Raw genomic sequence first — 22,791 nt, 5'->3', positions numbered from 1 at the left:
CGCGAAAAGCGTCAGGTCAGCCGTGCCCGTGCCAGCTGACGGGACTGCGCCACCAGGCGGTCCTCGCTGTCCCAGACCTCGGCGTCCTCCTCCAGGAAGCCGCCCGCCAGGTTCCGTGTGGTGATCGCGACGCGCAGCGGGCCCGGCGCCGGGCGACGGCGCACGTGGACCGTCAGCTCCACGGTCGGCACCCAGCCGGTGAGGCCCATCTCGAAGGCGGTCGGCGGCAGCGCGTCGACGGCGAGCAGCAGCGACAGCGGGTCCGCGTCGCGGCCGTCGGCCAGGCCGAACCAGGCCCGCATCTCCCCCTTGCCGGACGGCTGCCCGAGCGCCCAGCCGAGCGTCGCGGGGTCGAGCTTGAGGAAGAGGCGGTCGGCGATGGCCGAACTGCCGGGCACGGGGCGGTGGTCGGGGGCGTCCTGCGCGCCGAAGCACTGGTCGAGCGGCGGGATCGCGGGCGGCACGGCCGTGGTGCGGACGTCGTCGGGGAGCCCGTCGAGATCTCCGTACGAGGCGAGGACGCGGATCCGCTCGACCTCGCGGCCCTCCTCGTCGTACTGGAAGAGCGAGGCCTGCCCGGTGGACAGGGAGCGGCCGCCGCGCACCACGTCGGTGCGGATCACGGCGGGCCCGGGGCTCGACGCGGTGAGGTAGTGCGCGGAGATCGTGAACGGGTCGCTGTGCGGCAGGGCGTCGGCCAGCGCGCGGCCGATGACGGCGAGGAGATAGCCGCCGTTGACGGCGCTGATGATCGTCCACCCCGCGGAGAGCTCGGTGTCGTAGACGCCGGGCTCGCGCCGGATGACCGCGGTGTCGCGGTCGAACTCGCTGTCGCCGATGCGGGCGGGTATCGATGCGGGTATCGATGCTTGCGATGCTGCCGTTGCCATGCCAGCAACGTACAACAGGAAACTACTGAGCGGTAGCTTTTCCTGTCGCCCCGATCTCTCCGCGGCGCCCCCTCGCCCTACGGCGTCTCCTCGGCCTCCGCCTCCACCGCGGTGGAGCGCCGGTTCCAGGCGCGCGGCGCCCGCCAGTGGTAGCGCATCGCGAGCAGGCGCAGCGCGAACGCCGTCACGATCGCGAGGCCGGTGGTGAACGCCGTCAGCTGCTCGTAGCGGATGCACAGGGCGACCATCGTGGCGCCCACGATGGCGGGCACCGCGTACAGGTCGCGGTCCCAGCGCACCAGCGAGGGCACTTCGTTGGCGACGATGTCGCGGAGCACGCCGCCGCCCACCGCGGTGGCGAGGCCGAGGGCCACCGACTGCGTGAGGCCGAGGCCGTAGTCGTACGCCTTGGTCGTGCCCGTGACGCAGAAGAGGCCGAGGCCCGCCGCGTCGAAGACGTTCACCGCGAGCTGGGTGCGCTCCACCTCCGGGTGCAGGAAGAAGACCAGCGCGGCCGCGAACAGGGGGGTGATGAAGTAGCCGAGGTCGGTGAAGGCGGCCGGCGGGACCGCCCCGATGACCAGGTCGCGGAAGAGTCCGCCGCCCAGCGCGGTGACCTCGGCGAGGACGGCGATGCCGAAGACGTCGAAGTTCTTGCGCACGGCGAGCAGCGCGCCGGAGATCGCGAAGACGAAGATCCCCACGATGTCGAGCGCGTGCTGGACGGAGGGCGTGAACAGATCCTGAAGCACGCGCCATTCTTACCCGCGCACGGCACGGGCCCCGCGCTGCCGTCATCCGGAGTTGAGACTTTCCCGGCCAGAGGGGCGACAGGACAGGCACCACAGCGGGGAAAGTCCCAAGAAGCACTTCAATGAGAAAGTCGAAGGAAGGGAATTTCCGCGGGCACCGGAGGAGTGCGGGACATGAAGTTCGTGCTGGAGGTCGACATGGGTGAGGCGGCCTTCGAGGGGAAGGCCGCCGAGGAACTGGGACGGATCCTGCGGTACTGGGGCGGGAACCTGGGGCACTACGCCCTGGAGCCCGGCGCCGGCGAGGCGGTGTACGACTCCGGGTACCGCGAGGTCGGCGCCTGGCGGATCGCCGCGCGGGAAGCGCCGTCCTCCGCTTCGTGAGAGCCGCCGGACGGGCACGCGCATGACCCGGGCGCGCACCGCGCCCGGGTCAACCCGCCCTAGGAGTCGGCCGACTTCGGCCCCTCGTCCTTCGTGACCTCGGGCTCCGTGGCCTTCGAGGACTCCGAGGCCTTCGCAGGCTTCGAGGACTCCGCCTCGGCCGCCCCCTCGGCCGCCGCCGTCTCGTCCGCCTTGGTCGCCACCGACACCACCTCGATCGCCTCCTTGGCCACCGAGAGCAGCTGGGTGTCCTGCGGCGCCTGGTCCTCGGCGTTCTCCGGGTGGTGGCACGCCACCTGGTGCCCCGTGGCGAGCGCGACGAGCGGCGGCTCCTTCGTCCTGCAGATCTCCGTCGCCTTCCAGCACCGCGTGTGGAAGCGGCAGCCGGTGGGCGGGTCGATCGGCGAGGGGACGTCACCGCGGAGCAGGATGCGCTCGCTCTTGGCGCCGCGCCGCTTGGGGTCCGGCACCGGCACGGCGGAGAGCAGCGCCTTGGTGTACGGGTGCATCGGCGTGGAGTAGAGGTCCTTGCGGTCCGCCAGCTCCACGATCTTGCCGAGGTACATCACCGCGATGCGGTCCGAGACGTGCCGGATGACCGACAGGTCGTGCGCGATGATCACGTACGTGAGGCCGAGCTCGTCCTGCAGGTCGTCCAGGAGGTTGACCACCTGGGCCTGGATGGACACGTCGAGCGCGGAGACCGGCTCGTCCGCCACCACCAGCTTCGGCCGCAGGGCCAACGCCCTCGCGATGCCGATGCGTTGGCGCTGGCCGCCGGAGAACTCGTGCGGATAGCGGTTGTAGTGCTCGGGGTTGAGCCCGACGCGCTCCAGCATCTCCTGCACGGTCTTCTTCACGCCGCCCTCGGGCTTGACGCCCTGGAGCTTGAAGGGCGCGCCGACGATCGTGCCGATGGTGTGCCGCGGGTTCAGCGACGAGTACGGATCCTGGAAGATCATCTGCACGTCGCGGCGGAGCGGACGCATCCCGCCGGTGTTCAGGTGCGTGATGTCCGTGCCCTCGAACTCCACGCGGCCGCCGGTCGGTTCGAGCAGCCGCGTGATGAGCCGGCCCATCGTCGACTTGCCGCAGCCGGACTCGCCGACCACGCCGAGCGTTTCGCCGGGGCGCACGTCGAAGGTCAGTCCGTCGACCGCCTGGACCGCGGCGACCTGGCGCTGGAGCAGCCCCTTCTTGATGGGGAAGTGCTTCACCAGGCCGTCGACCTTGAGCAGCGGCTCGGGTGAGTCCTTCGCCTGCGCCGGGATCGTCATCTCACGGCCCTTCACGTCATCGTTCACAGCTTCGGCGCAATCTCTTCGGTCCAGATCCGGGTGCGCTCCTCCTGCGACATGTGGCAGGCGGAGAAGTGGCCGGAGGCCACCTCGCGCAGTTCGGGGCGCTCGCGACGGGTGATCTGATCCTTGGGGACGTCCGCGTAGGGGCAGCGCGGGTTGAAGGCGCAGCCGCTCGGCAGGTTGATCAGGCTGGGCGGGGAGCCCTTGACCGGGATGAGCCGGTCGGTCTCCTCGCGGTCGATGCGCGGCATCGATCCCAACAGGCCCCAGGTGTAGGGGTGCTGGGGTTCGTAGAAGACCTTCTCGGCGGTGCCGCGCTCGACGCACCGGCCGCCGTACATGACCAGGAGCTCGTCCGCCATCTCGGCGACCACGCCCAGGTCGTGCGTGATCATGATGACGGCGGAGCCGAACTCCTTCTGCAGGTCCCGGATCAGGTCGAGGATCTGCGCCTGGACGGTGACGTCCAGGGCGGTGGTCGGCTCGTCGGCGATGAGCAGTTCGGGGTTGTTCACAAGGGCCATCGCGATCATCGCGCGCTGGCGCATGCCGCCGGAGAACTCGTGCGGGTAGGAGTCCACCCGCTTGTCCGGCTGCGGGATCCCGACGCGGTCGAGCATCTCGATCGCGCGCTTGCGCGCGGCCTTCTTGTCGACGTCGTTGTGGACCCGGTACGCCTCGACGATCTGCTTGCCGATGGAGTAGTACGGGTGCAGCGCGGAGAGCGGATCCTGGAAGATCATCGCCATCTCGCGGCCGCGCAGCTTGCGGACCTCGTCGGGGTCGGCGCTCAGCAACTCCTTGCCGTCCAGCCAGATCTCGCCGGAGATCTGCGCGCGCCGGGCGCCGTACTGCCCCGCGGTGTGCAGGCCGAGGATGCCCAGCGAGGTCACCGACTTGCCGGAGCCGGACTCGCCGACGATGCCGAGGGTCTTGCCCTTCTCCAGCGTGAAGTTGAGCCCGTCGACGGACTTCACCAGGCCGTCGTCGGTCGGGAAGTGCACCTTGAGGTCGCGCACCTCGAGGAAGGCGGAGGGAGCGGGAGAGGCGGCGACGGGCTCGCCCACCGCGGCCCCGCTCTTGGACAGTTCGGTCATCCCAGCCTCACTCGCGGGTCGATGACGGCGTACAGAAGGTCGACGACGAGGTTGGCGATGGCGATCGCGAGCGCCGCGCACAGGGTCACGCCGAGAATGACGGGCAGGTCCTTGCTGCTGATGGCCCTGACCGCCTCGAGGCCGAGCCCCGGCAGGTTGAACGTGGACTCGGTGAGCACGGCGCCGCCCATCAGGACACCGAGGTCGAGGCCGAAGACGGTGAGGATCGGCGTCATCGCGGAGCGCAGCGCGTGCTTGCGGATGACGACGGACTCGCCGAGGCCCTTGGCGCGCGCGGTGCGGATGTAGTCCTCGCCGAGGACCTCCAGCATCGTGGCGCGGGTCAGCCGGGCGTACATGGCGGCGTTGAGGAACGCCAGGACGATCCACGGCAGGATCAGCGTCTCGAACCAGACGTTGACGGGGTCGTCCGTACTGAGACTGTCGGCGATCTTCACCCAGCCGAGCTGGTGGACGAAGATGCCCATCGCGATCATGCCGGTGAAGAAGACGGGCAGCGAGACACCGGCGAGCGCGGTGGTCATGGCGGCGCGGTCCCAGATGGTGCCCCGGCGCAGGGCGGAGATCACGCCGGTGATGACACCGCCGGCGAGCCACAGCACACAGGCACCCGCGGCGAGCGCGGCGGTGACGGGCAGGGCGTCCTTGAGGGTCTCCCAGACCGGCGCCTCGGTACGGAACGAGTAGCCGAAGCAGGGGGCCGGGCAGTGGGTGACGTCGGAGCCGTTGACGTAGTCACGGCCCATCGGGATGCCCTTGATGAAGTCCCAGAACTGGACGAGCAGCGGGTCGTTCAGTCCCAGCTTGACGCGGATGCCCTCGAGCTGCTCGGCACCCGATGCCTTGCCGGCGAAGAGGACGGCGATGTCCTGTCCCGCCCACTTGGGCAGCATGAAGAAGATGGTGAAGGTCGCGAGCAGTACGACCAGCACCATGATGATGACGGCGATCAGGCGCCGGATGAGATAAGCAAGCACTGTGCGCGGCCCGGCGGTGGCCGGCACCCCCTTGTGAGGGGTCCCGGCCACCGCCCGGGGCCATCACCTGCCCTTCGGACTGGCGGGATTCGGCGGCGGTAGGTCGGTCAACTACGGTTCAGGCGCTGCCGGTTACTTGACGACACCGAGCGAGACGTAGTCGTACCGGCCGTTGTAGGCGTCGGACATGTAGGCGTTGGTCAGCCGCGATCCGCGCCAGGTGATGTTCTTCTCGTACAGGAAGGGCATCCAGTCGGCCTGGTCGAGGATCCGCTTGTCGAGCTCCTTGTAGATCTCGCCGGCCTTCGCCGGGTCGGTCTCGGCGATCGCCTTGTCGAAGAGCGCGTCGATCTTCTTGTCCTTGATCTGCGACTCGTTGTAGTTGCCGTTGTCGATCAGGAAACGGCTGTCGAAGAGCGGCTGGGCGTAGCCCTGGCCGGACGGGAAGTCCGGGCCCCAGCCGCTCATCTGCATGCTGTAGCCGCGCTTCTTCACGACGGAGGGCGAACCGGTGATGCTGGCGGAGTCGGCGCCGTCGAGGGACTCGACGCTGACGTCGATGCCGACCTTGCCCAGCTGGGCCTGGAGCGCCTCGGCGGCGTCGACCTCACCCGGGTTGTTGTTGCGGGCGGTCAGCTTGGCCTTGAAGCCGTTCGGCTTGCCGCACTGCTTGAGCTCGTCCTTGGCCTTGGCGACGTCCGGCTTGCCCTTGCGCTTCAGCACGCCGTACGGGTCGTAGTCGCTGTGACCCGGGATCGCCTCCGGGAAGGTGGAGTTGGCGATGTCGCCGGCCGCGACCTTGCCGCCGCGCGTCTGCTGGAGGCTCGCGAAGTCCGTGCCGTAGAAGACGGCCTTGCGGCAGTGGACGTTGTCGAAGGGCTTGGCCGTGTGGATCAGGGCGACGTAGCGCACGAAGGACGTGTGCATGTTGTCGACGTTGCCCTTGTGGTCCTGGATGGCGGTGACGCGACCGGACTGGGTCATGCCCGTGCCGTTGAGGTCGACGTCGTAGTCGCCCTCCATCAGCTTCTTGTCGTTCTCCTCCAGGTTGGCGGAGATCGTCACGTCGATCTTGTCGGGCAGCGCCGCGCGGATCGGGTCCGAGTCCTTCTTCCAGGCGGTGTTGCGGACCAGCACGATCTTCTTGCCGGACTTGTACGTCTCGAACTTGTACGGGCCCGCGGAGAACGGCCGCGCGGTGTACTTCGCCTTGGTGTCCTTGGACTCCTTCACCGGCGAACCGGACGGCATCGCGAGGAACTGCTCGAAGTCACCGTTGCGCTTGGGCAGTTTGAAGACGATGGTCTGGTCGTCGGGCGTCTCGATGGCGTCCAGGCCGCCCTTGTCCTTGTACGGGCCCTTGTACTTCTTGTCGGGGTCCAGCGCCTGGCGGATGTAGCCAGGACCACCGGTGATGGTGTCCGTCGCCCAGGAGCGCTCGATGCCGTACTTGACGTCCTTGGAGGTCAGCTTGGAGCCGTCCTCCCAGGTCAGGCCGTCACGCAGCTTGTACGTGTAGGTCTTGCCGTCGTCCGAGATCTTGGCCGTGGAGGTGGCGAGGTCGGGGACCAGCTTGGTGCCGTCCTTGCCAGGGGCGGGGTTGTAGGAGACCAGCTGGCGCGTGTAGAAGCGCATGAAGTCCCAGGACATGCCGTAGTAGGCGCGCTGGGGGTCGGCCGAGTCGAGGTCCTGCTTGCCGACCATCTTCAGCGTTCCCCCCTTCTTCTTGGACGGGTTCGCGATCTTGTTGAGCGCCGCGTTGTAGCCGGCACCCTTCGAGTCGCCGCCATCACCGTCACCGCCGCCGCACGCCGTGGTGGTCACCAGCGCCGCGACGACGAGGGCCGCACCAGCGGTGAGCCGACGTTTCGAGGAAACTGTGGGCATTTTCTCGTAACCTCCGAGTTTCGCGGTCCCTGGCCATGAGCTGCCGGAGAACCATCGGTAAAGCCACCTGACATGCGGCAGGGGCAAGCCAGTTGGGCCTTCTAGCGCGTCCCCTTCGGGTCGAGCGCGTCACGCAACCCGTCGCCGAAGAGGTTGAAGGCCAGGACGGTGATGAAGATCGTCACGCCCGGGAAGACCATGAACATCGGGTCGTGCTCGTACGTCTTGAGCGCGTCGCGCAGCATGCCGCCCCACGAGGCGGTCGGCGGCTTCACACCGGCGCCGAGGAAGCTCAGGGCCGCCTCCGTGAGGATGTTGGTCGGGATCATCAGCGTCGCGTAGACGGTGATCGGGGCGACCAGGTTGGGCAGCAGTTCACGGAACAGGATGTGGCGCTTGCCGCCGCCGAGGCTGCGGGCCGCTTCCACGTACTCGCGCTCACGGAGCGAAAGGGTCTGGCCTCTGACGATCCGTCCGACGTACGGCCATCCGAAGAACCCGATGACCATGACGAGGATCGCGACGCGCACGCTGGTGCCGGTGAGGCCCAGCAGGTCGTCGGGGAGCACGGAGACCAGGGAGATGATGAAGAGCAGCTGCGGGAAGGAGAGCAGCACGTCCATCACACGGCTGATGACCGCGTCGACCCAGCCGCCGAAGTAGCCGGCGATGATCCCGAAGAGGGTGCCGAGCGCGACGGCGACCAGGGCCGCGAGGAACGCCACGAGGAGCGAGATCCGCGCGCCGTAGACGATGCGGCTGAAGACGTCGCGTCCCTTGTTGGGCTCGACCCCGAAGAGATAGTCGCCGCTCACACCGCCGAATGCGCCCTTGGGCAGACCCGTCAGGTCGTCGAGCTCGTCCAGGTGGAATTCGTTGGGCGGGTGACCCAGCAGACTCACGACCAAGGGCGCGAAGAGCGCGATCACCACCAGGACCAGCACCGTGATGCCGCCCGCGAGGGCGACCTTGTCCCGCTTCAGGCGGTTCCAGGCGATCTGCTTGAGGGACCGACCCTCGACCTTCTTCACCCCTGCATCAACTGCGGGGGCGACGTCCTGGGTCGGGTCCGCGTCCGCAGGTGTGTCATGCAATGGTGCCGTCATCGTGGCAGGGACCCCTCTCAACCGGTGGTGACCGGCCCGCACTTGCCGCTGTAGCGACGTGATCAGTCCGTCGTACACAGGGGCGAAGGCCCCTGGAGCGGGAGTCTTCATCCACGTCGCGATCTGTTACCAGGCTTGAGGGGGAAAGGATGCGCAACCGTGATGCTGATCGGGGTGTTCCGTTATCCGGACGCGGGTGAACGAGGGGCGAACACGGGGCAGTTGGGGCGCAAGGAGTCACGGAAGCCCATAGGGCCCCACCCGCACCACAACGGACATCACGTCCGTCGACGCTGCTCAGTGCCGCATCGAGCGGCGATTTCCGGTCAGTACTGCGCGGGGTAGCCGTACCCGCCGGCGGGTGCCGGGGCCGCCTGGGCCTCGCGGTCGTAGAACGGGCGGGCGTTGGCGCGCAGCCACATCGCGACCGGGTCGTAGTCGTCGGCCATCGCGACGGTGGAGACGGGCAGGCCGTCCGGGACGGCGGCGATGGACTGCTGCATCATCGTGCGCACCGCGTCGACCGAGGGCGGCGACGTGTCGTACACATCGAGACCGATGGCCAGGTACGGCGCTCCGAGCGCGGGCTGCACCCAGGCCCTGCGCAGCGAGCGCACCGCGGGGGTGCGGTGCGCGTTCTGCGTCAACAGGGCGTAGAACTGGGGGATTTCGATGATCGGGTCGGAGAGCCTGAGCGGCCCCGCGGGCAGCAGGTCCAGACCCATGGCGATACGGCGCAGGTCGAGCCAGGGGATGCCGACGCCGCCGCCCGGCGCGTGCGGGTTGAGCCAGAGGCCGTAGTGGTCGGGGTAGAGGGTGCGGGCGACGTCGACGCCGCGCACCACTTCGTAGCTGCGGTTCCAGCCGCTGGCGGAGAGCTCCTGGGCGGAGGTCACACACGGGGCGTAGCCGAGGCCCTCGACCTCCATGTTCCCGTACTGGGCGTCGGGGGATCCGGACTGGCCGTGCCAGAGCAGCATCCACACCTGGTCGGCGGCGAGCGCGCGCAGCAGTGCCTCGTACGCGTCGTAACGCCCCGGCGTCACCTGGCGCAGCATCTGCTCGACCTTTCCCCAAGGTCTCGAATCTGCTCGACCAGGGGAGCCCCCATCGCCCGCGGCCGTGCCCGACGCACTCACCCGTAACCGCCCCTTCACGACGACTCGATGGACCCTAGGAATGCAACCAGCTTAAGCGGCGATCCTGGCACGGACTTGACGTACGGCGCCTCAGGCCCCGCGGACGTAGAACGGCCGGACCCGCGCGCGCAGCCAGTCGCCCACCGGATCCTGCGCCACGTCGAGCAGGACGAGGTTCACCGGCCACGGGGCGGGGGCCTGGCCGAGCGCGCGGCCGAGGGCCTCCATGGGGAGGTCGCGGGCGCCTCCCTCCCAGGTGGACAGCTCGACGCCGACGAACAGGGTCGGGTCGTCCGTCTCGACGGTGGCCAGGCAGCGGCGCGCGGCGAGCACGACGCCCGTGGCCTCGAACTCCCGCCCGGCGGCGGCCAGGAAGTCCACCGGGTCCTCCTGCCAGTCCGGCTCGTAGAGGCGCACGCGGCCACCGGTGGCGGGCCCGTCCAGCTCCGTGCGCCCGGCACGGGCGAGCTCGGCGACGGCGGGCGGCGGCAGCGGGACGCCGACGGTGCCGTCCGGGTTCAGGGCGATGCCCAGCTGCGGCGGCAGCCCGCGGGCGAACTCCACGGCGGGCGCCACGGTGTGCCCCATGCGGTCCGCGGCCTCGCCGAGGGCCTGGCGGAACTGCTGCTCGGAGCTGAAGACGGGGACGTAGGCCTGGCCCTCGATCTCCAGGGTCGGCAGGTCCAGGGTGCCGCTGTCGGGGCCGCCGCCGTTCGGCAGCGGGACCCAGATCCGGCTGCGGCCGAGGACCTCCACGATCCGGGCACCCGCCGACGGCGCCGCGGGGCCGCCGAGGGAGGCCGCGAGGACCTCCTCGAGTTCGTTGCCCGGCCATCCGCCATACGGATGGGCGTGTGCCTGCCCCGGAAAGTCCATCTGTCCAACCCCTGCTCGCGACCGCTCTGCCTGCGGCTCGAACCCTAACGCCGGGCGGCCGGGGGCCGGACGCGTGCACCCAAATGGACACGCTCCGCTTCCGTCTGGTTGCGAGCCGTAGTCGCCGCTTCGAGGGTGGCCCTAGTGCCGCTCCCCTTCCGGCACCCGTGCCTCCCGCCGAAAGGACCCTGCTCATGAGATCGCGCAGGACCGCCTCGCTCGCCGTCAGCGCGTCCCTCTGCGGGGCCCTGCTGCTCGGTGCGGCAGGCCCGGCCGCCGCGCGTCCCGCCGAACCGGCCGTGCCCCGCACGGTGCAGGACCTGGAGTCGCTCCTGGAGGCGTGCCAGTACCTCCTCGACACCTCCTTCGGCGGCTGGATCAACCCCGACGGTCTGGCGAAGGTCAGCGCCGAGCTCGACACCCTGCTCGGCGCTCCCACGCCGGACACCGCGCAGCCGGGCACCTGGCCCGGCGCCGCGCGGACCGCCCTGAAGAAGGAGGTCGAAGGCCTGGTCGCGGCCGCCTCTGAGGGCGACTGGATCAAGGTCATCGGCTCCCTGCAGACCGTACCGAAGGCCGCGAACGACCTGCTGTTCGCCGTCGGCCTGACCCAGTGGATCGACTCGCTGCCGCCGGCCCCCGAGGTCCCGGCAGCCCCCCAACTCCCGCCATCCCCCCAGTAGTGGACACACCAGAGAAAAGGACCTCCCATGCGACTCAGCAGGACCGTCACCGCCCTCGCCGTCTCCGTCTCCCTGACCGCCGGCGCCGTCGCCATGACCGCGGCCCCCGCCTTCGCCGCGGCGTCCGTCTCGAGCAGCGCCGAGGACCGCGCGCTCATGGTCGAGCAGGGCTTCGACGCCCTGTACGCGGCCATCGACGAGCTCGCCACGCGCACCGCCGACGGCACGGCCGACCAGACCCACAGCGCCGCCGTGGACGCCGCCATGGACCGGGTGCTCTCGGCGGTCGGCGCCGTGCGCGCGGCCGACCCGGAGCCGAAGCCCAAGGGCGACGACCCGGTCGTCGAGGCCGAGGCCAAGCTGAAGGCCGAGGTCGACGGGCTCCTGAAGGCGGCGGCGTCGGCCGACCTCGGCAAGGTCGTGCTCGCCCTGAGCGCCGTGCCGAACCTCGCCATCGACCTGCTCGTCAAGGTCGGCCTCGGCAAGCTGACCGAGGGCCTGCCGAAGCTGCCGGAGGCGCCGAAGGTCCCGGGCCTGCCGGAGGTGCCGAAGGTCCCGGGCCTGCCCCAGGCCCCGGCCGCCCCGTCGATCCCCGGCCTGCCGAAGATCCCGGGGCTGCCGTTCTGACGTAGCCGTACGGAGAAGACGTACGGAGACGACGTACGCGTACGCACAGACGTGCTCGTACCTGTACTCGTACGCGACAGGGGCCCGCGCCGGCGGATGGCGCGGGCCCCTTCGCGCCATCCGGCCCCTCCCCCGCGCTACCGGTCCCCGTCGAAGGCGATCCCCCGCAGCACCCGCGCCGCCGCGCGGTCGAGCAGCACCGCCGAGCCGCAGCCGCGCGGCAGGTCGCCCCGCTCGGCGGCGTCGACCAGGCGGCCGATCGTCCTGCGGTGCCGCGCGAAGGCGTACCGGGACACGCCGCGGCCGCGCTCTCGCTGGCCCTGCAGCGCGGTGTCCGCGGGGACGTCGAGCAGGAGCAGGTGCAGGGCCCTGCCGCGCCGGGCGGCCTCGCGGGCGAGCCAGCGGCGCACCCAGGCCTGGGTGCCGCAGTCGTGCACGACGACGCTCGCCCCGGAGCGCAGGGTGCGGCGCAGTCCGGCGTAGTGCGCGAGGCGGACCAGGGGTCTGTAGACCGCGTACGGCACGAGGCGGGGCATGCGGGCGGACCAGCGGTCGCGGGTGTCCTGGGAGTCGATGCGCGGGCCCGTGACGGCCTGCCGCATCAGCGTGGACTTGCCCCCGCCGGGCAGCCCGGAGACGACGACCAGGTCGCCCTCGCCGAAGGTGAGGCGGTGCGGGCTGTGGCCCGCCCGCCGCCGCAGATCGCGGACGACGGCCAGGGGAAGCGGGCCGCAGCTCTCCCGGGCCGGGGCGGCGGCCTGCCCGGGCAGCGCCACCCCCGTGGTAGTGGCATAGACACTGGTCCTGCTGTGCACCGTGATCGGCCTCCCCATAGCGGTCACGTACTGCCTCCCCAGCAAGTGTAAAGAGAAGGTAATGCGGCACAAGAGCGTTCCGGGGCCGTCCGAACCGTGACCGGGCACGGGTCCCCCTGGACAGAGTCGCGTGCAATGATGTGCGCGCCAACTCCATACCGGCCGTTTGAATCCGCGCGGGAGAGTCCCCGGAGCCAGCACGCAGCGCGTGCCCGGGGCGCCGAAGGAGCAAGTTCCTCCCTTGAATCTCTCAGGCCCCGTACCGCGCGGGCGAGGCACATCTGAAAAGCGGGCCGCCCCGGTGGCCCCACCCAAGGTGCAAGCCGTGCGTCCCGCGTTCCGGGACGCTCGCGGCGAACCTCTCAGGTTCCGATGACAGATGGGGAGGATCGTCCTCGCCCGTCATGCCCTGGGAGTTCCCTTCATGAGCACTGCCCCCCGTCTGACCTCCCTCGATGCCGTGCATCGAGCGCTCGGCGCGACCATGACCGACTTCGCGGGCTGGGACATGCCGCTGCGGTACGCCAGCGAGCGCGACGAGCACAACGCCGTGCGCACCAAGGCCGGTCTCTTCGACCTGTCGCACATGGGCGAGATCACCGTCACCGGCCCCGAGGCGGCGGACTTCCTGAACTTCGCGCTGGTCGGCAACATCGGCTCCATCGGCGTCGGCCGTGCCCGCTACACCATGATCGTCGCCGAGGACGGCGGGATCCTGGACGACCTGATCGTCTACCGCCTCGGCGAGACCGAGGCCCCCGAGTACATGGTCGTCGCCAACGCCTCGAACGCGCAGGTCGTCCTGGACGCGCTGAGCAACCGCGTCGAGAAGTTCGACGCCGAGGTCCGCGACGACCGCGACGCGTACGCACTGCTCGCCGTCCAGGGCCCCGAGTCCCCCGGCATCCTGAAGTCACTCACGGACGCCGACCTGGACGGCCTGAAGTACTACGCGGGCCTGCCCGGCACCGTCGCGGGCGTGCCCGCGCTGATCGCCCGCACCGGCTACACCGGCGAGGACGGCTTCGAGCTCTTCGTCTCCCCCGGTGACGCGGAGAAGCTGTGGAACGCGCTGATGGAGGCGGGCACCCCCGTCGGCATGGTGCCCGCCGGGCTCTCCTGCCGCGACACGCTGCGCCTGGAGGCGGGCATGCCGCTGTACGGGCACGAGCTGACCGCGGGGCTGACCCCGTTCGACGCGGGCCTCGGCCGGGTCGTGAAGTTCGAGAAGACCTCGCAGTCGGAGACGTTCGTGGGGCGCGCGGCGCTCGCGGCCGCCGCCGAGCGCGCCGAGACCGCTCCCCCGCGCAAGCTGGTCGGCCTGATCGCCGAGGGCCGTCGCGTCCCTCGCGCGGGCTTCTCGGTGGTCGCGGACGGCAAGGTGATCGGCGAGGTCACCTCCGGCGCCCCGTCGCCGACGCTCGGCAAGCCGATCGCGATGGCGTACGTCGACGCCGAGCACGCGGCCCCCGGCGCTGCGTCTTCATCGGGTGTCTGCGTCGACATCCGCGGCGCCCACGAGCCCTACGAGGTCGTGGCGCTGCCGTTCTACAAGCGCCAGAAGTGACGGCGTCGCTTCCGGACCGTCCGTCCCAGGCATCCCGGAAGTGACCCCCCGCACATCTTTCTCGTTCCGCAGCACCCACCCGCGTACAGGAGAATTCACGTCATGAGCAACCCCCAGCAGCTGCGTTACAGCAAGGAGCACGAGTGGCTCTCGGCCACCGAGGACGGCGTGGCGACGGTCGGCATCACGGAGCACGCGGCCAACGCGCTCGGTGACGTCGTCTTCGCCCAGCTCCCCGAGGTCGGTGACACGGTGACCGCGGGCGAGTCCTGCGGCGAGCTGGAGTCGACCAAGTCGGTCAGCGACCTCTACGCCCCGGTGACCGGCGAGGTCGTCGCCGCCAACCAGGACGTCGTGGACGACCCGTCGCTGGTCAACTCCGCCCCGTTCGAGGGCGGTTGGCTGTTCAAGGTGCGCATCACGGACGAGCCGGACGAGCTGATGTCCGCCGATGAGTACACCGCCTTCACCGCCGGCTGACCCATACCGATAGGGATCGTGTGATGTCGCTTCTGAACACCCCTCTCCACGAACTGGACCCGGACGTCGCCGCCGCCGTCGACGCCGAGCTCCACCGCCAGCAGTCCACCCTGGAAATGATCGCCTCGGAGAACTTCGCTCCGGTCGCCGTCATGGAGGCCCAGGGCACCGTCCTCACCAACAAGTACGCCGAGGGCTACCCCGGCCGCCGCTACTACGGCGGCTGTGAGCACGTGGACGTGACCGAGCAGATCGCGATCGACCGGGTCAAGGACCTGTTCGGCGCCGAGTACGCCAACGTCCAGCCGCACTCCGGCGCCTCCGCCAACCAGGCCGCCCTCTTCGCGATCGCCCAGCCCGGCGACACGATCCTCGGCCTGGACCTGGCGCACGGCGGCCACCTCACCCACGGCATGCGCCTGAACTTCTCCGGCAAGCAGTTCAACGTGGTCGCCTACCACGTGGACGAGGCCGGTCTGGTCGACATGGCCGAGGTCGAGCGCCTGGCCAAGGAGAACAGCCCCAAGGTCATCATCGCGGGCTGGTCCGCCTACCCGCGCCAGCTGGACTTCGCCGAGTTCCGCCGGATCGCCGACGAGGTCGGCGCGTACCTGTGGGTCGACATGGCGCACTTCGCCGGTCTGGTCGCCGCAGGTCTGCACCCCAACCCGGTGCCGTACGCGGACGTGGTCACCTCCACCACGCACAAGACGCTCGGCGGCCCGCGCGGCGGCATCATCCTGGCCCGCAACAAGGACTTCGCGAAGAAGCTGAACTCCGCTGTCTTCCCCGGCTTCCAGGGCGGCCCGCTGGAGCACGTGATCGCCGCGAAGGCCGTCTCCTTCAAGGTCGCGGCCTCCGACGACTTCAAGGAGCGCCAGCAGCGCACCCTGGACGGCGCCCGCATCCTGGCCGAGCGTCTGGTCCAGGACGACGCCAAGGCCGTCGGCGTGGACGTCCTGTCGGGCGGCACGGACGTGCACCTGGTCCTCGTCGACCTGCGGAACAGCGAGCTCGACGGCCAGCAGGCCGAGGACCGCCTCCACGAGGTCGGCATCACGGTCAACCGCAACGCGGTCCCGAACGACCCGCGCCCCCCGATGGTCACCTCGGGCCTGCGGATCGGCACCCCGGCGCTCGCCACGCGCGGCTTCGACGCCGACGACTTCCGCGAGGTCGCCGACATCATCGCCGAGACCCTCAAGCCGGGCTTCGACGCCCAGGCCCTGAAGGCCCGCGTGACCGCTCTGGCCGACAAGCACCCGCTGTACCCCGGCCTGAAGTAGTTTCGTACGCTTTTGTTCGTACGTACGAAACGTCGGGGCACCCCGCACACTGGACAGTGAGCACAGTGAGCGGGGTGCCCCGCACCACGTCCCGCGCTCTTTCAGTCCCGCCTGTAGTTCCTGCACCGCCTTGTTCTTCTGCACCACCCCGGCAGACAACGGCGTCTACCAACCACCATTGGAGTTTTCCGTGGCCATCTCGGTCTTCGACCTGTTCTCGATCGGCATCGGCCCGTCCAGCTCCCACACGGTCGGTCCGATGCGCGCCGCCCGCATGTTCGCGAGCCGCCTCAAGAACGAGGGCCTGATGGCCCACACCACGGCGATACGGGCCGAGCTGTACGGCTCGCTCGGCGCCACCGGCCACGGGCACGGCACCCCCAAGGCCGTCCTGCTGGGCCTTGAGGGCGAGTCGCCGCGCACGGTGAACGTCGAATCCGCCGACGACCGCGTCGAGGAGATCAAGGACAGCGGCCGCATCAACCTGCTGGGCATGCACGAGATCGACTTCGACTTCGACGAAGACCTGATCCTGCACCGCCGCAAGGCCCTGCCCTACCACGCCAACGGCATGACGATCTTCGCGTACGACCGTGAGGGCTCCCTCGTCCTGGAGAAGACGTACTACTCGGTGGGCGGCGGCTTCGTGGTCGACGAGGACGCGGTGGACGGCCAGAACCCGATCGTGCCGGACGACACCGTCCTCAAGCACCCCTTCCGCACGGGTGACGAGCTGCTTCGCCTGGCCTCCGAGACCGGCCTGTCCATCTCCGCGCTGATGCTGGAGAACGAGAAGGCCTGGCGCACCGAGGAGGAGATCCGCGCGGGCCTCCTCGACATCTGGGGCGTCATGCAGTCCTGCGTCTCGCGCGGCATGTCCCGCGAGGGCATCCTGCCCGGCGGCCTCAAGGTCCGCCGCCGCGCGGCCAACTCGGCGCGGCAGCTGCGCGCCGAGGGCGACCCGCAGGCCCGCGCCATGGAGTGGATCACGCTCTACGCCATGGCCGTGAACGAGGAGAACGCCGCGGGCGGCCGCGTCGTGACGGCCCCCACCAACGGCGCCGCGGGCATCATCCCCGCGGTCCTGCACTACTACATGAACTTTGTGCCCGGCGCCGACGAGGAGGACGTGGTCCGCTTCCTGCTCGCGGCCGGCGCGATCGGCATGCTCTTCAAGGAGAACGCCTCGATCTCCGGCGCCGAGGTCGGCTGCCAGGGCGAGGTCGGCTCCGCCTGCTCGATGGCCGCGGGCGCGCTGGCCGAGGTCATGGGCGGCTCCCCCTCCCAGGTCGAGAACGCCGCGGAGATCGGCATGGAGCACAACCTCGGCCTGACCTGCGACCCGGTCGGCGGCCTCGTCCAGATCCCGTGCATCGAGCGCAACGGCATGGCGGCGGTCAAGGCCGTCACCGCCGCGAAGATGGCGATGCGCGGCGACGGCTCCCACAAGGTGTCCCTGGACAAGGTCATCAAGACCATGAAGGACACGGGCGCCGACATGAGCGTCAAGTACAAGGAGACGGCGCGGGGCGGGCTCGCGGTCAACATCATCGAGTGCTGAGACCGCCCCGCGGCGCGGACGGGCCGATCGAACAGTACGGCTCCGCCGCGGTTGCCGACCCGCCGTCCTTCCGACGGTCTGCGACGGAGACGGCGTGGTCGGTCCTCCGCACGCCCGCGGCACTGCAGTCCGGCATGGACCTTCCGTGCGTCGATGGGGAAGAAGCGGCAGGGCCCCGCTAGCACTCCGTGCCGGGGCGGATCTCCTCCAGGTCGATCAGGTAGGCGTCGACGGCGTTCGTGACGCAGGCGTCGCCGCGCCCGTACGCGGTGTGGCCCACGCCCTCGTACGTCAGGAGCATGCCGCCGGGGAACTGGTCCGCGAGGCTCTCCGCCTCCTCGTACGGGGTGGCGGGGTCGCCCGTGGTGCCCACCACCAGGACCGGCGGGACGCCCTCGGCGGTGACGCGGTGCGGGCGCCCGGTGCCCGCGGGCCAGCCCGCGCAGGTCAGTTCGTCGACGACGCTCGACGTGCCGTACACGCCCGCGGCCTTCTCCGCGGGTCCGAGCGCGCTCCAGTAGGGGCCGGGTTCGCGCGGGTGCGGGGTGTCCAGGCAGCTGACGGCCACGAGGGCCTCGGCGTCGTTCTCGGGTCCGCGGGGCCTCCTGTGGGAGCCGGTGTCCCGCTCCTCGCCCTCGGCCAGCTCGGCGAGCCTCGTGGCGTCGCCGTCGGCCGCCGCGGCCAGCGCGTCGGAGAGGTCCTCCCACTGGTCCTCCGGGGTGTACATCGCCTCCGTGACGACGTCGAGCAGCGTCCTGGCGTCGACGTCGTACGCGTCCTCGTCGGCGGCCGGCAGCGGCTCGCGCGCCGCCCGCTCGTACAACCCCTCGATCAGCTCCGATATCTCGTCCGGGGTCGCGCCCGGGCAGCTGTCGCCCGCGATGTCGGCGCACTGCTCGGCGTAGTCCTCCACGGCCCTGCGGAAGCCGATGCCCTGACTCATCGCGCGCTGGCGCCAGTTCAGGGCCGGGTCGACCGCGCCGTCCAGGGCCAGCGCGCGCACGCGGTGCGGGAACTGCTCGGCGTACGAGGTGCCGAGGCTCGTCCCGTACGACCAGCCGAGGTAGGTCAGCTTCCGCTCGCCGAGGGCGGCGCGCAGGACGTCCAGGTCACGGGCCGCGTCCGCCGTGCCGACGTGGGGCAGGATGCCGCGGCTGCCCTTCACACACGCGGCGGCCTCCGCCCGGGCCGCGGCGAAGGCGCGGGAGCGGTCGTCGGCGGTGCGGGGCGTGAGGGGGTGCGGGGCGTCGTCCGCCCCTGCCTCGTCGTCGGTCTCCGCGCACGTCACCGCGGGGACGCTGCCGCCCACGCCGCGCGGGTCGAAGGAGACGATGTCGAAGCGGGCGCGCAGCGCGGCGCTGAACACCTCGCCGCCGTCCGACTCCAGGTCGCTCACGCCGGACGCGCCGGGCCCGCCCGGGTTGTAGACGAGCGAGCCGACGCGCTCGGCCGGGTCGGCGGTCGCCGCCTTCGCCACCGGCAGGACGAAGGTCTTGCCGTTGTCCGGGTGCGCGTAGTCGCGGGGAACCGTCAGGCGTGCGCAGCGCAGGTCGCCGCAGGGCTTCCACCGAAGCTTCTGGGCGTAGAAGCGCCTGAGTTCCGCCCGGGTGCCGTCCGTCGGGGACCCGGGGGACGCGGGAGCCCCGGCCGTGCAGCCCGCGGTGAGGGCGGTGAGAGCGGTCAGGGCGAGCGCGGCGGCGACGCGGGCCGCGCGGCTCAACGCGGGGCCCCGAGGACCGGCCGAGGCGCGAGGAACAGCGCCTCCGACCCCACCGGGCGGAACCCCGCCGCCTGGAAGACCCGCACGCTGCGCGCGTTGCCCGGCGACTGCTGCGCCCACACGAAGCCGCCGTCCGGCACGAGGTGCCGGGCCGCGCCCGCCAGCGCGCGGCCGAGCCCCCGGTGGCGTACGCCCTCCTCGACCTCGATCGCCGCCTCCCAGCGGCCCGCGACGCCCCGTCCCATGATCAGCACGCCGCCGCCCTCGGACGCCCACACGCGCACGTCGTCCCTGTGCACGCGGGCCCGGGAGACGCGCGGGTGCTCCGGGTCGTCGAGCTCGCGCAGGGCGAGGGCCGGGTCGGGGGCGCCGGGCAGGGCGGTGGCGACGGCCAGCAGGTCGATGGTGTCGGTCGTGCGGCCCGTACGGTCCAGGAAGGCGCTGTGGAAGCGCGGGTTCATGGTGGCCGAGAGGGCGTCGCAGTCCAGCGAGGCGAGCGTGGCGCGCACCCACTCGGGGTCCTCGTCGGTGAAGACGACGGAGTGCCCCGTGAAGGCGATCACGCCCGCGTCGCGGTGGGTCGGCTGCGGCAGGACGGTCGTGCTGCCGTCCGGTGGAGGGAAGTCGCCGCGGGCCGCCGCCTCCAGGAGGTCGCCGAGCGCGTCGGAGGTGCTGGCCATGGGCGTACTCCTTGTGATCCGGTCGTCGAACGGCCGTTACCCTAACCCCCGTCAGTAGTGCACCAAGAAGGGGTGGATCCGGTGGCGGACATCGAGGAAGCGCGCAAGACGTTCGAGCAGTTCGACGCGGACGGCGACGGCTTCATCACGGCGGCGGAGTGGAAGAGCGCCATGGCCAGGATGGGCGACTTCTACCAGACCGAGGCGGTGGCCGAGGCCGTGATCAAGGCGAAGGACATCGACGCCGACAAGCGTCTCTCCTTCGACGAGTTCTGGGCGAGCCTGAACAAGTAGCCGCCCGTACCAGTGGGCGGAGAGGGAAGGGGCCCGGCGCGCGGGGACGCGCGCCGGGCCCCTTCCCCGTACTCAGCACCGCGCGGCCCGCACGCTCCACCGCCCCTCCGTGCGCTCGAGCCGCACGGGATGGTCGAAGCACTTGCTGACCTGGTCGCTCGTCAGCACGTCGGCGACGGCGCCGGAGGCGAGCACACGTCCCTCGCGCAGGAGCAGCGCGTGCGTCGTGCCGGCGGGCAGCTCCTCCAGGTGGTGCGTGACCAGGACGGTGGCGAGCTCCGGGTGGGCCTCGCGCAGGGTGTCCAGGCTGCCGAGGAGGCGTTCGCGCCCGGCGAGGTCGAGGCCCGTGGCCGGCTCGTCGAGCAACACGAGACGCGGGCTCGGCATCAGGGAACGCGCGATCAGGGTGCGGCCGCGCTCGCCCTGGGACAGCGTGGGCCAGCGCGCGTCCGCGCGGTGCGCGAGGCCGAGCAGCGCGATCAGCCGGTCGGCCTGTTCCTCCTGCTCGGCGGTCGGACGCCACCGCGGCACCGGCTCGGTGCTGTTGGTGAGCCCGGTCAGGACGACGGCGCGGACCGTCAGCGGCGAACGCAGGGGGTGGCGCGGGTTCACATGGCCGACGTACGCGCGCAGTTCGCGCAGGTCGACGCTGCCCAGGCGGCGGCCGAGCACCTCGACCACGCCGTGCGTGGGGTGGGTGACGGCGCCGCAGAGGCCGAGCAGGGTCGACTTGCCCGCGCCGTTCGCGCCGAGCAGCGCCCAGTGCTCGCCGGGGCGGACGGTGAGGCTCACCTCGTCGAGGATGGGGCGCCCTTCGCGGACGACGGTGACGTCGTCGGCGTGCAGGACGGGGGGCGGCGCGGTCACCGGGTGGCCCCCGCCCTGTTCACGGCCGCGAGCACGGCCTGCAGGGAGGCGGTCAGGACCGAGGTGTCCAGGCCCGCGCCCCAGCGGTCGACGCCGCCGACGCGGCACCGCGCATAGGCCACGGCCTCGCTGGCGCCGCCCTCGCCGACCGCGTGCTCGGCGTAGTCGAGGATGTCGACGGCGATCCCGGCCGCGGCCAGCGCGTCGGCGAAGGCGGACAGCGGGCCGTTGCCCACGCCCTCGAAGTCCCCTGCCCTGTCCCCCACTTGGAGGGTGCAGACGAAACGGTGCGCGCCGTCGGGCGTCCGGTCGGTGGTCCAGGAACCCAGGCCCACGTCGCCGTCCCGCCCCGGCTCGACGTAGGTCGCGCGGAACAGCTCGTACAGCTCCTTCGCGCTCGCCTCCCGACCGCTGTCGTCGGTGGCCTCCTGCACCACGCGCGAGAAGTCGGGGCGCATGTCCTGGGGCAGGTCGATGCCGTGCCGCTCCCGCAGCAGGTACGCCATTCCGCCCTTGCCCGACTGGGAGTTGACGCGGATGACGGCCTCGTAGGTGCGGCCGATGTCGGCGGGGTCGACGGGCAGGTACGGGACGTCCCACGGCGCCTCGCTCTCCGGCACCCCCAACTCGGCTGCCCTGCGGGCGTGATGGGCGAAGCCCTTGCTGATGGCGTCCTGGTGGGTGCCGGAGAACGCGGTGTGGACGAGGTCGCCCGCGTAGGGGTGGCGGGGGTGCACGGGCAGCCGGTTGCAGTGCTCGACCACCGCGCGCACGGCGTCGATGTCGGAGAAGTCGACCATGGGGTCGACGCCTTGGGCGTAGAGGTTCAGGGCGAGCGTCACCAGGTCCACGTTGCCGGTCCGCTCGCCGTTGCCGAACAGACAGCCCTCGACGCGCTGGGCGCCCGCGAGGACGGCGAGTTCGGCGCAGGCCACGCCGGTGCCGCGGTCGTTGTGGGGGTGGACGGAGAGGATGACGGAGTCGCGCCGGGCGAGGTGCTTGTGCATGTACTCGATCTGGTCGGCGTACACGTTCGGGGTCGCGATCTCGACGGTCGCCGGCAGGTTGTGCGTGACGGGCCGGTCGGGGCACGCGTCCCACAGCTCGGTCAGGCCGTCGCAGACCTCCAGGACGTAGTCGGGCTCGGTCAGGTTGAACGTCTCGGGCGCGAACTGGAAGCGGATGTCGGCGCCGGGCCGCGCGTCGGCGAGCCGTGCCATGTGCGCCGCGGCCTCCTTGACGACGCCGTACGCCTCGTCGCGCGACCGCCCGAGGACGACGTCGCGCCAGACGGGCGAGGTGGGGATGTACAGGTGCACGACGGCGCGCGGCAGCCCTTCGATCGACGCGAAGGTGCGGTCGATCAGCTCGGGCCTGGCGGGCGTGAACACGACGACGGTCACATCGTCCGGCAACGCCCCGCCACCGCTCGCGCTCCGCTCGGCCAGGTGCCGGACGAACTCGAAGTCGGTCCTGCTGGCCGACGGATAGCCGACCTCGATCTCCTTGAACCCCATCGAGACCAGCAGGTCGAAGAAGCGCCTCTTGCGGCCGGTGTCCATGGGCTCGGCGAGCGCCTGGTTGCCGTCCCGCAGGTCGACGGGCACCCACAGCGGCGCCCGCCCGATCCGGGCACCGGGCCAACTCCGCTCCTGGACGGGGACGTTCACCCGCTCCTGGTAGGGCCGGTAGCGGTGGTGGGGCATGGGGCCGGGGCGCTGGGGGTTCCAGTTGTACGCGTTGTCGTACGCGGGGGACGTCGCGGTGGTCACGCGGTTCTG

At 71.0% G+C, this 22,791-nt stretch carries 22 protein-coding genes and 2 riboswitches; of the genes, 8 read left to right on the top strand and 14 right to left on the bottom strand.

The window, feature by feature from the left end; all coding sequences use genetic code 11:
* Positions 1-11: 11 nt before the first annotated feature.
* Positions 12-890, bottom strand: a complete 879-nt coding sequence (locus tag ACZ4D5_RS21740; protein WP_467774003.1) for a thioesterase family protein — start codon at positions 888-890, stop codon at positions 12-14.
* A gap of 77 nt (positions 891-967) precedes the next feature.
* Positions 968-1,642 carry a trimeric intracellular cation channel family protein gene (locus ACZ4D5_RS21735; RefSeq protein WP_467774002.1) on the bottom strand — a complete coding sequence of 225 codons (675 nt, stop codon included), beginning with the start codon at positions 1,640-1,642 and terminating at the stop codon, positions 968-970.
* A 174-nt stretch (positions 1,643-1,816) separates the two neighbouring features.
* On the opposite strand from ACZ4D5_RS21735, the gene ACZ4D5_RS21730 reads away from it, so the two are divergent.
* Positions 1,817-2,026, top strand: a complete 210-nt coding sequence (locus tag ACZ4D5_RS21730; protein ID WP_467774001.1) for a hypothetical protein — start codon at positions 1,817-1,819, stop codon at positions 2,024-2,026.
* 59 nt (positions 2,027-2,085) lie between these two features.
* Here the strand turns inward: ACZ4D5_RS21730 and ACZ4D5_RS21725 are convergent, their stop codons facing one another.
* From ACZ4D5_RS21725 to ACZ4D5_RS21695, 7 genes are all read right to left on the bottom strand, one after another.
* On the bottom strand, positions 2,086-3,303 hold the full coding sequence (locus tag ACZ4D5_RS21725) for an ABC transporter ATP-binding protein (protein WP_467774051.1): 1,218 nt from the start codon (positions 3,301-3,303) through the stop codon (positions 2,086-2,088).
* 23 nt (positions 3,304-3,326) lie between these two features.
* Complete coding sequence (locus tag ACZ4D5_RS21720) at positions 3,327-4,424, bottom strand: ABC transporter ATP-binding protein (protein WP_467774000.1); 1,098 nt, start codon at positions 4,422-4,424, stop codon at positions 3,327-3,329.
* Positions 4,421-5,422 carry an ABC transporter permease gene (locus ACZ4D5_RS21715; protein ID WP_467773999.1) on the bottom strand — a complete coding sequence of 334 codons (1,002 nt, stop codon included), beginning with the start codon at positions 5,420-5,422 and terminating at the stop codon, positions 4,421-4,423. Before ACZ4D5_RS21715 ends, ACZ4D5_RS21720 begins: the two co-directional genes overlap by 4 nt.
* Before the next feature lie 132 nt (positions 5,423-5,554).
* Entirely contained in the window at positions 5,555-7,309 is a 1,755-nt protein-coding gene (locus ACZ4D5_RS21710) for an ABC transporter substrate-binding protein (RefSeq protein ID WP_467773998.1), read from the bottom strand.
* 101 nt (positions 7,310-7,410) lie between these two features.
* On the bottom strand, positions 7,411-8,415 hold the full coding sequence (locus tag ACZ4D5_RS21705) for an ABC transporter permease (protein ID WP_467773997.1): 1,005 nt from the start codon (positions 8,413-8,415) through the stop codon (positions 7,411-7,413).
* Between the two features lie 326 nt (positions 8,416-8,741).
* Complete coding sequence (locus ACZ4D5_RS21700) at positions 8,742-9,554, bottom strand: enhanced serine sensitivity protein SseB C-terminal domain-containing protein (protein ID WP_467773996.1); 813 nt, start codon at positions 9,552-9,554, stop codon at positions 8,742-8,744.
* 90 nt (positions 9,555-9,644) lie between these two features.
* The gene (locus tag ACZ4D5_RS21695) at positions 9,645-10,430 is read right to left on the bottom strand and encodes an enhanced serine sensitivity protein SseB (RefSeq protein ID WP_467773995.1); all 786 of its coding nucleotides are present in this window, start codon (positions 10,428-10,430) and stop codon (positions 9,645-9,647) included.
* A 194-nt stretch (positions 10,431-10,624) separates the two neighbouring features.
* Here ACZ4D5_RS21695 and ACZ4D5_RS21690 point away from each other — a divergent pair, with 194 nt between their 5' ends.
* Together ACZ4D5_RS21690 and ACZ4D5_RS21685 are read left to right on the top strand one after the other, a co-directional pair.
* Entirely contained in the window at positions 10,625-11,113 is a 489-nt protein-coding gene (locus ACZ4D5_RS21690) for a hypothetical protein (protein WP_467773994.1), read from the top strand.
* A 27-nt stretch (positions 11,114-11,140) separates the two neighbouring features.
* Entirely contained in the window at positions 11,141-11,740 is a 600-nt protein-coding gene (locus ACZ4D5_RS21685) for a hypothetical protein (protein WP_467773993.1), read from the top strand.
* A gap of 137 nt (positions 11,741-11,877) precedes the next feature.
* On the opposite strand, the gene ACZ4D5_RS21680 is transcribed toward ACZ4D5_RS21685, so the two are convergent.
* Complete coding sequence (locus tag ACZ4D5_RS21680) at positions 11,878-12,573, bottom strand: AAA family ATPase (protein ID WP_467774050.1); 696 nt, start codon at positions 12,571-12,573, stop codon at positions 11,878-11,880.
* Positions 12,574-12,722: 149 nt separating this feature from the next.
* A riboswitch (glycine riboswitch) is annotated at positions 12,723-12,830 on the top strand.
* Positions 12,831-12,944: riboswitch (glycine riboswitch) on the top strand.
* Between the two features lie 35 nt (positions 12,945-12,979).
* On the opposite strand from ACZ4D5_RS21680, the gene gcvT reads away from it, so the two are divergent.
* The 4 genes from gcvT (at position 12,980) to ACZ4D5_RS21660 (ending at position 17,449) form a co-directional block, all read left to right on the top strand.
* Entirely contained in the window at positions 12,980-14,122 is a 1,143-nt protein-coding gene (gcvT, locus tag ACZ4D5_RS21675; RefSeq protein ID WP_467773992.1) for a glycine cleavage system aminomethyltransferase GcvT, read from the top strand.
* Between the two features lie 102 nt (positions 14,123-14,224).
* Positions 14,225-14,602 carry a glycine cleavage system protein GcvH gene (gcvH, locus tag ACZ4D5_RS21670; RefSeq protein ID WP_467773991.1) on the top strand — a complete coding sequence of 126 codons (378 nt, stop codon included), beginning with the start codon at positions 14,225-14,227 and terminating at the stop codon, positions 14,600-14,602.
* Positions 14,603-14,625: 23 nt separating this feature from the next.
* Positions 14,626-15,888, top strand: a complete 1,263-nt coding sequence (gene glyA, locus ACZ4D5_RS21665) for a serine hydroxymethyltransferase (RefSeq protein ID WP_467773990.1) — start codon at positions 14,626-14,628, stop codon at positions 15,886-15,888.
* Between the two features lie 190 nt (positions 15,889-16,078).
* Positions 16,079-17,449: an L-serine ammonia-lyase gene (locus tag ACZ4D5_RS21660; RefSeq protein ID WP_467773989.1), complete on the top strand. Its 1,371-nt coding sequence runs from the start codon at positions 16,079-16,081 to the stop codon at positions 17,447-17,449.
* 178 nt (positions 17,450-17,627) lie between these two features.
* Here ACZ4D5_RS21660 and ACZ4D5_RS21655 read toward each other — a convergent pair whose 3' ends face one another.
* Positions 17,628-19,169: an alpha/beta hydrolase gene (locus ACZ4D5_RS21655; RefSeq protein WP_467773988.1), complete on the bottom strand. Its 1,542-nt coding sequence runs from the start codon at positions 19,167-19,169 to the stop codon at positions 17,628-17,630.
* Complete coding sequence (locus ACZ4D5_RS21650; protein ID WP_467773987.1) at positions 19,166-19,849, bottom strand: GNAT family N-acetyltransferase; 684 nt, start codon at positions 19,847-19,849, stop codon at positions 19,166-19,168. Before ACZ4D5_RS21650 ends, ACZ4D5_RS21655 begins: the two co-directional genes overlap by 4 nt.
* A gap of 81 nt (positions 19,850-19,930) precedes the next feature.
* Between ACZ4D5_RS21650 and ACZ4D5_RS21645 the strand changes: the two genes are divergently transcribed.
* Positions 19,931-20,143, top strand: coding sequence for an EF-hand domain-containing protein (locus tag ACZ4D5_RS21645; protein ID WP_467773986.1), 213 nt, complete (start codon positions 19,931-19,933; stop codon positions 20,141-20,143).
* Positions 20,144-20,215: 72 nt separating this feature from the next.
* On the opposite strand, the gene ACZ4D5_RS21640 is transcribed toward ACZ4D5_RS21645, so the two are convergent.
* Together ACZ4D5_RS21640 and leuA are read right to left on the bottom strand one after the other, a co-directional pair.
* Positions 20,216-21,010 carry an ABC transporter ATP-binding protein gene (locus ACZ4D5_RS21640; protein ID WP_467773985.1) on the bottom strand — a complete coding sequence of 265 codons (795 nt, stop codon included), beginning with the start codon at positions 21,008-21,010 and terminating at the stop codon, positions 20,216-20,218.
* On the bottom strand, positions 21,007-22,716 hold the full coding sequence (leuA, locus tag ACZ4D5_RS21635; protein WP_467774049.1) for a 2-isopropylmalate synthase: 1,710 nt from the start codon (positions 22,714-22,716) through the stop codon (positions 21,007-21,009). Before leuA ends, ACZ4D5_RS21640 begins: the two co-directional genes overlap by 4 nt.
* Between the last annotated feature and the right edge of the window lie 75 nt (positions 22,717-22,791).

Source organism: Streptomyces sp. NPDC025651 (assembly GCF_055558735.1).
The sequence above is the reverse complement of the archived record's forward strand: the minus strand, read 5'-3'. Positions and strand labels throughout refer to the sequence as shown.